Here is an 11,849-nt window from a genome sequence, read left to right as displayed (position 1 = left end):
CATGGTCGGCCCATTCGAAAGTGGCAAGGACACCGTGCAGGAGCTGACGGAGTCCGCGGCTGCTCATATCGGCAATATCGCTACGATTATCACTGGCGCGGTTCGTGATATCGCTCGTGAGACCGGGGAGTGGTTCACGGATGTGATCGAAATGCGTGAGGCGGCTCGGCGGGCTCGGGAGGATTCCCCGGACGCTGACGTGTAGCGCTGGGAAGGTGCCCTGGCTCGGAGCGTTGCGGGGGCACCCCGAAGCTGGATTGTGACGACGGTCTGAGGGGGCTTGTCAAGGCGGGAAAGATGCCTTGACAAGCCCCCTCAGACCGTGTTTTGGCTTCGGATCGGGGTGCAGGGCGGGGGCTGGGTGCCCGGTGCCGGTGGGTGCGTCGGCTGCGGTGGGGTGGTGGGGGAAGTCCGTGAAGGGAACCATCACGGAATCTGATTCCCTCATGGTTCCCTTCACGGACTTGGGGGGTTTCCCCCGGGGTGGGCGGGGGGGCTGCCCGGTGGCCGCGGCTGCGGTGGCGCGGCAGACTCGTGGGGGTGAGATTGAGTCCGGCTGGTGGCGCCTTTCCGCGGCGGCTCTGGCCTCCGTCCACTCGCCAAGGGGTCGGTGAGGGGGCCTGGATCCTGGTTACCGGGGTTCTCGCGCCGGTGGTCGTGCTGCTGCTCATTGCCGGGACGGTTGCCGGGCTGGTGCTTGCGCCGGTGCTCGTCGGGTTTCCGGTCCTGATCGGGGTGTTGCGCGGCGCTCGCGCGGTCGGCGGGATGCATCGGCGGCTGGCCGGGGTGCTGCTCGGGTTGCAGATACCGCGGCCGGAACCCGTCACGGTCAAGGGTGGGCTCGGGAGCTGGTTCGTGGCGCGGCTCGGTGATCGCGCGGCTTGGCGGTCGGTTGCGTATCTGCTGGTGCGGCTGCCGGTCGGGCTGCTCGGGCTGGTGACGTGCGGCGCGCTTGCGGTCTACGGTGCTGCCGCCGTCACTTATCCCGTCACCTGGATCATCCAGCCTGCTCGTGAGCTACCGATGTTCGCCATCCAGAGTGAGACCTGGCTGGGTACGGTCGTGTGGTGCGCGACCGGTGCCGTCGTGCTCGTTGCGCTGCCTGGGTTCGTGCATGCGTTCGCCGGGGTGGATCGGCTGTTGCTGCGCGCGCTGGTCGTCGATCCGGGATTGCGCGAGCGCGTGCGGTACCTCGAAGAAACCCGGGCGACCGCGCTCGACGACGCTGCCGAACGGCTTCGCCGCATCGAGCGCGACCTGCACGACGGTGCGCAGGCCCAGCTTGTCGCGATGGCGATGAAACTCGGCCTGGCGAAAGAAGAACTCGGCACCGAGACCGTCGACCTCGACCAGGTTCGCCTGCTCGTCGACGCTGCGCACGGCAATGCCAAACAGGCGCTCCTCGAACTCCGCGACCTCGCCCGCGGCATCCACCCGGCCGCGCTCGGCAACGGGCTCGGCCTCGCACTGTCCACATTGGCCAGTTCCACCCGGGCGGACGTCGACGTGCAGCTGAGCCGCCGTCCGCCCCCGGCGCTGGAGACGATCCTGTACTTCGCCGCCGCCGAACTCATGACCAACGCGTCCAAACACGGCACCGGGCAATGCGAGGTCCGCATCGACGACCACCACAACAAGCTCCGGCTCACCGTCGCCGACCGCGGCCCGGGTGGCGCCGTGCTCGTTCCCGGCGGCGGGCTCGCCGGGATCGTGGAACGGCTGCGTCCGGTGGACGGCGAGCTGATCGTGTCGAGTCCGGCCGGTGGTCCTACAGTCGTCACGGCTGTGCTGCCGCTGCCGGATTGAGGGGGAACCGTGCGGATCGTGATCGCGGAGGACACCGCCATTCTGCGCCATGGCCTGGCCGAACTGCTGAACCTGCGCGGACACGAGGTGGTCGCGGCAGTGAAGAACGCGGGCGATCTTCGCACTGCAGTGCGGGAACACCGGCCTGAAGTGTCCATTGTGGACATCCGGATGCCGCCGACGCACACCGACGAAGGCCTGCGTGCGGCCATCGACCTGCGGGCCGAGCTGCCCGGCTGCGCGATTCTCGTGTTCTCCCAATACATCGAGACCACCTTCGCGAAACAGCTGCTCGCCGGCGAAGCAGGCGCCGTCGGGTACCTGCTGAAGGACCGCGTCGCCGAGGTGTCGGACTTCCTCACCGCGCTGGAACGCGTCGCCGCCGGCGAGACGGTGCTCGACCCGGAGGTCGTCCGGCAGCTGTTCGCGACGACCGGGCAGGCCGGTCCGCTCGCTGAGCTGACGCCACGGGAACGCGAGGTGCTCGACCTGATGGCGCAAGGCCGGTCGAACTCCGCGATCGCGGCCGAGACGTACCTGTCCGCAGGCTCCGTGGAGAAGTACGTGACGAGCATCTTCGGCAAGCTCGGCCTGCCGCCGTCGGAGGGGCACAACCGGCGCGTGCTCGCCGTCCTCCGGTACCTCGATTCGTGACACCTACGCTGACCCCATGTACTCCACCGAGATCGAGGTGCACACCGGCAGCACGGCGGTCGTCCACGACCTCACCCACGAGGCCGAGGCGTTCCTGCGGGCTGCCGATGCCACCGACGGCCTCCTGCACGTGTGGGTCCCGCATGCCACGGCCGGGCTCGCGATCCTCGAAACCGGCGCCGGCAGCGACGACGACCTCCTCGCCGTGCTCGACGACCTGCTCCCCCGCGACGACCGCTGGCGCCATCGGCACGGCAGCCACGGGCACGGCCGCGACCACGTCCTTCCTGCGCTGGTGCCGCCGTATGCGACCGTCCCGGTGCTCGGCGGGGTGCTGCTGCTCGGCACCTGGCAGTCGGTTTGCCTGGTGGACACCAACGTCGACAACCCGGTCCGCAAAGTCCGGTTCAGCTACCTCACCGGCTGATCCCGCCGTAGCATCGCGGACGTGACGGCCACACGCACGCACCGGCTGGTGCTCTGGGACATCGACCACACGCTCGTCGACTACACCGGGATCGGCAGCAGCTGGTACGCCGCCGCGCTCGCCTCGGCCACCGGCACGCAGCTGCACACCCACCCGGACTTCGGCGGGCGCACCGAGCGCGCAATCACCACCGATGTCCTTGCGCTGCACGGAATCAAGCCCGACGAAGAGACGATCCAGCGGCTGTGGCAGGAGCTGATCGCGCTCGCCGAACGCGCCGGGACCAGGCTGCGGGACGAGGGCCGGGCCCTCGACGGAGCCGCGGCCGCACTCGCCGACTTCGCCGGGCACGACGGTGTCGTCCAGACCCTCGTCACCGGAAACCTGCCGGAGATCTCGCTGCACAAGCTCGCCGCGTTCGGTCTCGAAGAGCACCTTGACCTGGAGATCGGCGGCTACGGATCGCTGTCGGCGCATCGGCCCGATCTCGTCCCGCACGCCGTCGACGCCGCTGCCGCGAAACACGGCACGTCGTTCCCTGCCGAGGCGGTGGTGGTCATCGGCGATACCCCGAACGACGTGGAGGCCGCGCTGGACCACGGGGCCGTCGCGGTGGCCGTCGCCACGGGCCGGTACTCTGCCGGACAGCTCGCCGACGCGGGCGCGCACACGGTGCTGCCGGATCTGGCCGACTTGGCCGCGGTCCGCACGGCGGTACTGGGCGGGTAGCCAGGTTCACCCGTTCGGGTCCCGGGCTCGTCGGCACGACGTTTGCGCAGGTCAGCGCTTCGACATCAGCCTTGAGACCAGGGTCGGGTCCGTCTGGGGTAGCAGTCCCTTAGGGGTGAAGTCGGTCCGTCGGCCGATGTCCTCCTGAGATTTCCCCGCCAGACTCTCAGCATGACGATTGCAACGCCGGCGAAGACCGCCGACGGTGCAGGCACGGGGGGAAACGGGCGGGCGGCCGGCTGGTCGCTCGGGCGGTTCGCCGTGCTGTGGCACCGGCTACCGTTCACGACCACTGTCTTCCTCGCGATCATGGTCGTGGGGGTCGCGACCGGTTCGCTCTGGCACGCCGCCGAACACCAGGCCACGTTCCACCAGTTCGCCTACGGGCTCCCGTCGATGGAGAACGGCCGCTGGTGGACGCTGCTCACCGGCCCGTTCTACGCGTTGCGGCCGTGGTTCTACCTGCCGATGGCGGGCGGTTTCGCGCTGCTGGCCGGGTTCGCCGAATGGCAGCTCGGCACCCGTCGCGCGATGGTGGTGACGATCGGCGGGCAGCTGGTGCCGACGATCGTCGCGACCCAGTTCCTCCAGCTGTGCCGGAATTCCGGCTGGGCATGGGCGGACCGCATTGCCGGGACGCTCGACGTCGGTTTCTCCGGCGGCGCACTCGCCGCAATCGCTGTCGCCAGCGCGACACTGCGTACACCGTGGCGGCTGCGCGTACGCGCGCTCCTGGTGGTGTACGCGGGTGTCGCCATCGTGTACGTCGGCACGCTCGCCGATCTCGTGCACTTCTTCGCTCTCGCGCTCGCATTGCCGCTGGGTCGCTGGCTCGCCGGACCTGCGGCGCGGAACGCGAACCGGCCGTCGCTGCGCGAATGGCGGCTGCTCGGATGTGCCGGGCTGGTGCTGCTCGTGGTCGCCGAAATGGTGATGTCGCTGATCCCGGGTGATGGGCCGTTCGGCTCGTCCAAGGAGATTTCCCTGTCCGGCGTCGAACTCATCCCGCTTTGCGTGGTGGCGGTGCCGTTGCTCAACGGATTGCGCCGTGGGTCCCGCTTCGCGTGGCGGTGCGCGATCGCGCTGTGCGTGTTCGCGGCGTCGCAGATGGCCATCCTGGCCGGGCTTTTCGCGATCACGCGGCTGTTCCACGCGGACTACGACCTCAGCGGGCCGCCGCTGTTCATCGTGGACAATCTCTTGTGGATGGTCGAGCTGGTGCTGCTGATCTGCGCCCGCCGCGCGTTCCGCGTACCGTCGCGACGCCGTCGCCGCAAGCTTTTCCGCGGTGGCCCTGACCCGGCGTTCGCCCGGCTTCTCCTTGGCCGCAACGGCGGCAGCACGATCTCGTGGATGACGACCTGGCCGCACAACACCTACTTCATCGCGTCCGACGGCGCGTCGTACCTCGCGTACCAGCGGCACGCCGGGGTGGCGGTCGCGCTCGGCGATCCGGTGGCGCCGGACGGGTCCGGGGCCCGCACGCTGCGGGAGTTCGCGACGATGTGCGAGAACAACGGGCTCGTGCCGTGCGTGTTCTCGGCGACGTCGGCGACCACCCGGCAGACCGGGGAGATGGGCTGGCAGCAGGTCCAGGTCGCCGAGGACACGTTGGTGGACCTGGAAAATCTCGAGTTCCGCGGCAAGGCGTGGCAGGACGTGCGGACCGCGCTGAACCGGGCGAAGAAGGACGGCATCGAGTTCCGCCTGGTACGGCTCGCCGAGCAGCCGCAGGCGATCCGCGAGCAGGTGCGAGCGCTGTCGCAGGAATGGATCGGCGACAAGGGCCTGCCGGAGATGGGCTTCACGCTCGGCGGCGTGGACCAGGCGATGGACCCGGCGACGCGGGTCGGGCTCGCCGTCGACGCCGACGGCACGGTGCACGGCGTCACGTCCTGGCTGCCGGTGCACACCGGCGCGGGCGAGGTCGGCGGATGGACGCTCGACGTGATGCGCCGTAGTGCACACGGATTCCGTCCGGTGATGGAGTTCCTGATCGCGTCGGCGTGCCTCGCGTTCCGCGAGGAGGGTGCGAAGTTCGTGTCCCTTTCCGGGGCGCCGCTGGTGCGCAGCAGCAACAGCGGGCCGCGGCAGATGGTCGACCGGATGCTGGACGCGCTGGGGTCGATGATGGAGCCGTACTACGGATTCCGTTCCCTGCACGCGTTCAAGGCGAAGTTCCAGCCGCGGCACGAACCGCTGTACCTCACTTACCGCGACGAGGCCGACCTGCCGCGGATCGGCATCGCGCTCGGGCGCGCGTACCTGCCCAATGCCGGGTTGAAGGACTTCGCGAAGCTCGCGTTGCGCCGTCAGCGCGTGGTGGGCGGCGGCGTGGAGGTGGAACGGTCGGCGGCCGGGACCCCGCGGTAGCTGTGCAGGATCCGCACCAGGTCGTCGCGGTTGTCTTGAGCGGAGTAAACAGTGAGCACGACCGCGTTCGTGCCGGACGCCAGTGCGATTGCGCCGACCAGCGCTTTCGGCGGCCGGCACGGATCGCTCCCGGTCGGCGTCACCTCGGCGACCATGAGCTTGGCCGGCGCGCGTTTGCCGTCCAGCTGGACCTCGGCGTCCTCGACCGGACCGGGTGTCACCTGTGCGGGCCGCGCGTTCTTGCCGGTGTACGCGGCGAGACCGACGTCCGCGACGGCCTTCCGCGCGGCTTGGGTTGCGTCGCCGGTCTTCTCGGACATGACTCCGGCGCCGCCGATGGCTGCGCTGCGGTCGTCGGGGCAGCTGCCCTTGCCGAGGAATGCGCTGGTGGCAAGGGTGACGCCGGGTTCCCAGCCGTGCACCACGGTGGGCGCCGGACGCCACGACGGCGGCACGTCGTAGGCGTACGACCCGTCTCGGCTCGCCACGGACTGCCAGCCGTCGACCACCGCGGGCACGACCACCCGCGGCTCGGGCTGGTAGGTACGCGGGGTGCTGGGTTTCGGGGTGTCGTCGGGCTTGCTCGGTTCCGGGGTGGACCGCGCATAGGCGATGGCCAGCGCGATGACCGCGGCGAGCGGAAGCATGATCAAGGCACGGCGGCGGTTCGGGCGTTTCCGGTTCGGGCGCTGGCGGAGCTGCTGCGGGGTGAGGTGCTGCCGCATCGGGTCCGGTTGCTTCGCGCCGTCAGCGGGTTCGTAGCCGCCGAACCCGCTGAGCGCCGCGTTGTCCTGATACCCGCTGTCGTCCTTGCGTTTCCGCCCGAACACCAGGTCAGCCGCGGACGAGCTTCACGAGGTGCCCGACCACCGAGTCCACGGCGATTTCCTCGCGGTCGCCGGTGCGCCGGTCCTTGACCTCGACGAGCCCGTTGGCGAGCCCGCGGCCGACCACGAGGATCGTGGGAACGCCGACCAGCTCGGCGTCGGCGAACTTGACACCCGGAGTGGCCTTGCGGTCGTCGAGGAGGACCTCGACCCCGGCCGCGTCGAGTTCGGCGGCGAGCTTTTCGGCCCCGGCGCGGACGGTGTCGTCCTTGCCCGCGATGACCACGTGCACGTCGTACGGCGACACCTCACGCGGCCAGACCAGGCCCTGCTCGTCGAAGTTCTGCTCGGCGAGCACGGCGACCAGCCGCGAGACGCCGACACCGTAGGAGCCCATCGTGATGCGGACCGGCTTGGAGTCGGGGCCGAGCGCGTCGACCTCGAACGCGTCGGCGTACTTGCGGCCGAGCTGGAAGATGTGCCCGATCTCGATGCCGCGAGCGGCGACGAGGGTGCCCTGGCCGTCCGGCGACGCGTCGCCCTCGCGGACCTCGGCGGCCTCGATGGTGCCGTCGGGGGTGAAATCGCGGCCGGCGACGAGGTCGACCACGTGGTGGTCACGCTCGTCGGCACCGGTGACCCAGGCCGTACCCTCGACCACGCGCGGGTCGACGAGGTAGCGGACCCCGTTCTCCTGCAAGGCTTTCGGGCCGATGTACCCCTTGACGAGGAACGGGTTCTTCGCGAAGTCGCCCTCGTCGAGCAGCTCGACCTCGGCGGGTTCGAGCGACGCTTCGAGCCGCTTGAAGTCCACCTCGCGATCGCCCGGGACGCCGATGCCGAGCAGCTGCCATTCCTTCGCGCCCGGCTGACGCGTCTTGACGAGGACGTTCTTGAGTGTGTCCGCGGCGGTGAACTCGCGGCCGAGCCCGGCGGCGTTGAGGAACGCGACGAGGGTCTCGATGGTCGGCGTGTCCGGGGTGTGGTGCGCCTGCGCGGCGGGCAGGCCGTCGAGCGGACGCGCGGGCGGCACGGGCGTGACCACGGCCTCGACGTTCGCCGCATACCCCGATCCGGTGCTGCGCACGAAGGTGTCCTCACCGGTTTCCGCGACGGCGAGGAACTCCTCCGACGCGGACCCGCCCATCGCCCCGGACGTGGCGGCGACGATCACGTACTCGAGGCCGAGCCGGTCGAAGAGCTTGATGTAGGCGTCGCGGTGGGCTTGGTAGGAGGTCGCCAGGCCTTCGTCGTCGAGGTCGAAGGAGTAGGAGTCCTTCATCACGAACTCGCGGCCGCGCAGGATGCCCGCGCGGGGGCGCGCCTCGTCGCGGTACTTGGTCTGGATTTGGTACAGGATGACCGGGAAGTCCTTGTACGAGCTGTATTCGCCCTTCACGGTGAGGGCGAAGAGCTCCTCGTGCGTGGGACCGAGGAGGTAGTCGGCGCCCTTGCGGTCCTTGAGGCGGAAGAGGGTGTCGCCGTACTCGGTCCAGCGGTTGGTGACCTCGTACGGTTCGCGGGGCAGCAGCGCGGGGAACTGGATCTCCTGCGCGCCGATCGCGTTCATCTCCTCGCGCACGATCTGCTCGACCCGCCGCAGCACCCGCAGCCCGAGCGGCAGCCACGAGTAACCACCCGGCGCGACCCGGCGGACGTAGCCGGCGCGTACCAGCAGCCGATGGCTGGGTACCTCGGCGTCCGCCGGATCCTCACGCAGCGTGCGGAGAAACAACGACGACATCCTGGTGATCACTGCGGACTCCCTGCCCTGCCCTAGACGTTGGGCACAGCGTAGTCAACCCCTTGGCCGCGATGCATGCGGGTTATCGCGGCCCTGGGGACTGCGCGCGTCACCCGTTCTGCGCCGCGCGGAGAATGCGGTTGCAGTCCCTTACGGCCGGTTTTTGTCAGGGGTGGGGATTAGCGTGCGGGTATGGAGATGAACATGATCACCGTGGACTGCACCGACCCGCGCAGCCTGGCAGAGTTCTGGACGGCCGCACTGGGCGTGGAGATAGCCGCCGACTACGGCGCATTCGTCATGCTGACGCGCCCACTCACCGGCGGTCCGGTATTGGGATTCCAGCAGGTCCCGGAACCCCGCGCGGGAAAGAACCGCGTCCACGTGGACTTCGGAGCCGCAGACCGCGAAGCGGAAGTCCGGCGGCTGGTCGGGCTGGGCGCAACGGAACGAGACAGACAATCCCAGCCGGGCATCGAGTGGACGGTACTGGAGGACCCCGAGGGAAACGTGTTCTGCGTGTCCAACCAGGGGGCCCATTGATGGTGGGGTGATGGGGTGAAGCCTTCGGCCGGGCTGAGACGGGACGAAGCCGGGGGCGGGACGGCTGGGCTGGGCCGAGGTGGGACGGCTGGGCTGGGACGACTGGCCTGGGCCGGGTTTGGGCGGCTGACCTGGCCGGATTTGGACGGCTGACCCGGGCCGGGGCGGGACGGCTGTTCTGGGACGACTGGCCTGGGCCGGGTTTGGGCGGCTAGCCCGGGACGGGACGGCTGACCTGGCCGGATTTGGACGGCTGACCCGAGCCGGGGCGGGCAGGACGGCTGGCCCGGCTGGGCGACACGGGCCTGGCTGAGCCAGGCTGGCCGGTCCGACTCGGCCAGGCCGAGTCCGGCAGGCCCGGGTGGGTACCGGCTGAGCTGAGCTCGGCCAGCTCAACCTGCCCAACCCAAGACCAGCCAGCCCAGCCCGGCCGCGTCAACCCGGCCGAGCCCAACGCGACCAGCCCAGCCCGATCAACTCAACCCGGCCCAGCACGATCAACCCGGCCCAACCCAACCCGGCCTGGTCAACCCAGCCGAGCCCAACCGACCCGGCCCAACGCGGCCCGATGAACCCAACCCAGCCCGGCCTGGTCAACCCGGCCCGAGCCCAAAGCGACCAGCCCAGCCCAGCCCGATCAACCCGACCAGCCCGACCAGCCCAACCCGGCCAGCCCGGCCTGGTCGGCCTGGTCGACGCAACCCAACCCCAACCCACCCGTCAACCGCAGATCACACCCCCACTCCCAGTGCGGCCAGCAGTACCGACACAAACGTCACCGGCGCGAGAAAGGCGTGCACAAAGGGTTTCGGGCGGTGGAGTTGCGCCAGCCCCGCCCGGCCGATGTCTCGCAGCGGGCCTGCCGTACCGCTGCGCTGCCGGTACAGCCGCATGGTGAGGGTGTCGCCCAAACCGTTGATCACGAACAGGAGCCCGAACGCCACCCACGCCAGCGCGACCGGCCGGTCGCTCGCCAGGTAGACGATCCACAGCACCAACCCGGCCACCGCGCTCGTCAGGTGCACGTACAGCAACGGCGGCGGCGGCTGGCTGCCGGACCGCAGCCAGCCCACGAGCATCGTCAAGCCCAGGGCCGCTCCGGCGATCCAGGCGGCCAAAGCCAGAAGAGGAGTCACATCCATCAAGGTACTACAAGCATAGTGTCAAGTCACTACAAGTATAGTGGCGGCATGACCAATCGCGAGCGGGCGCTCGACGCGGCGGTCGAGCTGCTCGGCACCGGTGGGGCGCGGGCGCTCACCCACACGCGCGTCGACGCGCACGCGGGCCTTCCGAAGGGCTCCACGTCCAACTACTTCCGTACCCGTGCTGCGCTCTTGGAGGGCGTCGTGCGGCATATGGTCGAGGCGGAATCGCCCATGGCGGCCGAAGCGGTCGTCGCGCCGGATTCGGCGGAGGAATTCGTCGACGAGCTTGTTCGGACCTTCGATTTCCTCACCGGTCCCAACCGCACCATGACCACCGCGCGCATGGTGCTGCTCGTCGAAGCCAGCCACGATCCGGCGTTGCGGGCTGCCCTCGCGCAGGGGCGCGCGACGTTCGAGCGGCTCGTCATTCCCGCGCTCGTCCGGCTCGGTGCGGCCGATCCGAAAACCGCCGCCGACGCGATCGCGGCCTGTTTCGAAGGCCTTTACCTGCACTGCATCGGACGGCACGCAGAGCCGGACGCGCGCGCTGTGTTCGAACTCGTCGTCCGCAGCGTGCTCACTCAGCCGAGCGACAACACATAGCCGTGCCACTCAGCCGAGTGGCAACACATAACCGTGTACACGCTCCGCCACCGCGTACCCGCACCGCTCATAAACCGCCAGCGCACGATGGGTGTTGTCCACGTCCACCGACAGCGCCGAGCGCTCGAAACCGGCCGCCCGCCCGGCCGCAAGCGTGTGACCCAGCAGCGCCGACGCCAACCCGCGGCCGCGAGCCTCCGCGCGAGTGCCGACGTAGTTCACGTACAGCTCCCGCACCCCCGTGGCCAGCGCGTCGGCCGCGTAGAACGAGCTCAGCACGAACGCCACCACCCGGTCGCGCTCCGGCGGCAGCAAGAGAAACGACAGGTCCGGCCGGAAATCCTTGCTGCTGCCGAACCGGTGCTGCCAGACCTCCGGCGACACCCACGTGCTGCCCCAGTGTCCGGCGAAGGCTGCGTTGCGGGCGTCCAGCGTCCAAGAATCGAAGCGCGGTTCGTACGGCATCAGCACCAAATCGCCGGGTAACGGCGGCGCCGGTGGCAGGGCAGCGAGGTCCGCGCGCATCTCGACGAACGTCCGCTCGTGCTTGAACCCGGCACGGTCCAAAAGCGCCGCGTACCAACGCTCGTTCTCGTGTGCGCCGGCATGCAGCTCCCCCGGAACACCCGGGAAATGCCGCTCGTGAACACGATGCGCCGTGCGCACGAACCACTCCGCCAGATGGTCGGCGACCTCACCACCGCGAAACTCCGGATCGGTCGCCGACTCCACCCGCGGCTGATGCACGACGTCGGCCGCATCCCGCGGGACGACCACCGCACAACTCACCAGCCGCTCCCCCGCCCAGCCGCCGATGCTCGCCGAAAGCAGGTCGACGAGTGGCGCGGACATCTCCTGCCGCAGGTCGTTTTCGTCGTGGTTCTCGCCGGTCCGGTCGACCGCCTCGGCCGCCGCGTACAGCCGGGCGAGCGCGCCCGCGTCGCCGAGCGAGAGCGGGCGCCAGGTGAGGTCCATACCGGCCAGCGTAGGGAGCA

At 69.8% G+C, this 11,849-nt stretch carries 12 protein-coding genes; 8 read left to right on the top strand and 4 right to left on the bottom strand.

The annotated features are described in order from the left end of the window. The first annotated feature begins 1 nt into the window (after nt 1). The 6 genes from OO71_RS52660 (at nt 2) to OO71_RS38065 (ending at nt 5,989) form a co-directional block, all read left to right on the top strand. The gene (locus OO71_RS52660) at nt 2-205 is read left to right on the top strand and encodes a hypothetical protein (RefSeq protein ID WP_033294889.1); all 204 of its coding nucleotides are present in this window, start codon (nt 2-4) and stop codon (nt 203-205) included. A 335-nt stretch (nt 206-540) separates the two neighbouring features. Continuing rightward, complete coding sequence (locus OO71_RS38085) at nt 541-1,806, top strand: sensor histidine kinase (protein ID WP_033294923.1); 1,266 nt, start codon at nt 541-543, stop codon at nt 1,804-1,806. A 9-nt stretch (nt 1,807-1,815) separates the two neighbouring features. Beyond that, the gene (locus tag OO71_RS38080; RefSeq protein ID WP_033294888.1) at nt 1,816-2,460 is read left to right on the top strand and encodes a response regulator; all 645 of its coding nucleotides are present in this window, start codon (nt 1,816-1,818) and stop codon (nt 2,458-2,460) included. A 16-nt stretch (nt 2,461-2,476) separates the two neighbouring features. Then, nucleotides 2,477-2,887, top strand: coding sequence for a YjbQ family protein (locus OO71_RS38075; RefSeq protein ID WP_033294887.1), 411 nt, complete (start codon nt 2,477-2,479; stop codon nt 2,885-2,887). Between the two features lie 21 nt (nt 2,888-2,908). After that, nucleotides 2,909-3,616 carry an HAD family hydrolase gene (locus tag OO71_RS38070; RefSeq protein ID WP_033294886.1) on the top strand — a complete coding sequence of 236 codons (708 nt, stop codon included), beginning with the start codon at nt 2,909-2,911 and terminating at the stop codon, nt 3,614-3,616. A gap of 171 nt (nt 3,617-3,787) precedes the next feature. Beyond that, nucleotides 3,788-5,989 carry a bifunctional lysylphosphatidylglycerol flippase/synthetase MprF gene (locus tag OO71_RS38065; RefSeq protein WP_156096763.1) on the top strand — a complete coding sequence of 734 codons (2,202 nt, stop codon included), beginning with the start codon at nt 3,788-3,790 and terminating at the stop codon, nt 5,987-5,989. Here OO71_RS38065 and OO71_RS38060 read toward each other — a convergent pair. Next, a complete protein-coding gene (locus OO71_RS38060; protein ID WP_033294885.1) occupies nt 5,929-6,819 on the bottom strand; it encodes a DUF8017 domain-containing protein in 891 nt (296 codons plus the stop codon). The genes OO71_RS38065 and OO71_RS38060 overlap by 61 nt on opposite strands. A gap of 4 nt (nt 6,820-6,823) precedes the next feature. After that, nucleotides 6,824-8,572, bottom strand: a complete 1,749-nt coding sequence (locus tag OO71_RS38055) for a proline--tRNA ligase (protein ID WP_033294884.1) — start codon at nt 8,570-8,572, stop codon at nt 6,824-6,826. A 180-nt stretch (nt 8,573-8,752) separates the two neighbouring features. Between OO71_RS38055 and OO71_RS38050 the strand changes: the two genes are divergently transcribed. Next, nucleotides 8,753-9,103 (top strand): VOC family protein, encoded by a 351-nt coding sequence (locus OO71_RS38050; RefSeq protein ID WP_033294883.1) that lies wholly within the window; start codon nt 8,753-8,755, stop codon nt 9,101-9,103. A 731-nt stretch (nt 9,104-9,834) separates the two neighbouring features. On the opposite strand, the gene OO71_RS38045 is transcribed toward OO71_RS38050, so the two are convergent. Continuing rightward, nucleotides 9,835-10,239 carry a hypothetical protein gene (locus OO71_RS38045; RefSeq protein ID WP_156096762.1) on the bottom strand — a complete coding sequence of 135 codons (405 nt, stop codon included), beginning with the start codon at nt 10,237-10,239 and terminating at the stop codon, nt 9,835-9,837. A 54-nt stretch (nt 10,240-10,293) separates the two neighbouring features. Between OO71_RS38045 and OO71_RS38040 the strand changes: the two genes are divergently transcribed. Then, nucleotides 10,294-10,854 (top strand): TetR/AcrR family transcriptional regulator, encoded by a 561-nt coding sequence (locus tag OO71_RS38040; protein ID WP_033294881.1) that lies wholly within the window; start codon nt 10,294-10,296, stop codon nt 10,852-10,854. Between the two features lie 9 nt (nt 10,855-10,863). Here OO71_RS38040 and OO71_RS38035 read toward each other — a convergent pair whose 3' ends face one another. Further along, entirely contained in the window at nt 10,864-11,829 is a 966-nt protein-coding gene (locus OO71_RS38035) for a GNAT family N-acetyltransferase (protein WP_033294880.1), read from the bottom strand. Between the last annotated feature and the right edge of the window lie 20 nt (nt 11,830-11,849).

The organism is Amycolatopsis jejuensis (assembly GCF_000717335.1).
Lineage (GTDB): Bacteria > Actinomycetota > Actinomycetes > Mycobacteriales > Pseudonocardiaceae > Amycolatopsis > Amycolatopsis jejuensis.
Note: the sequence above shows the minus strand (reverse complement) of the source record. Positions and strands in the feature narration are given on the sequence as shown.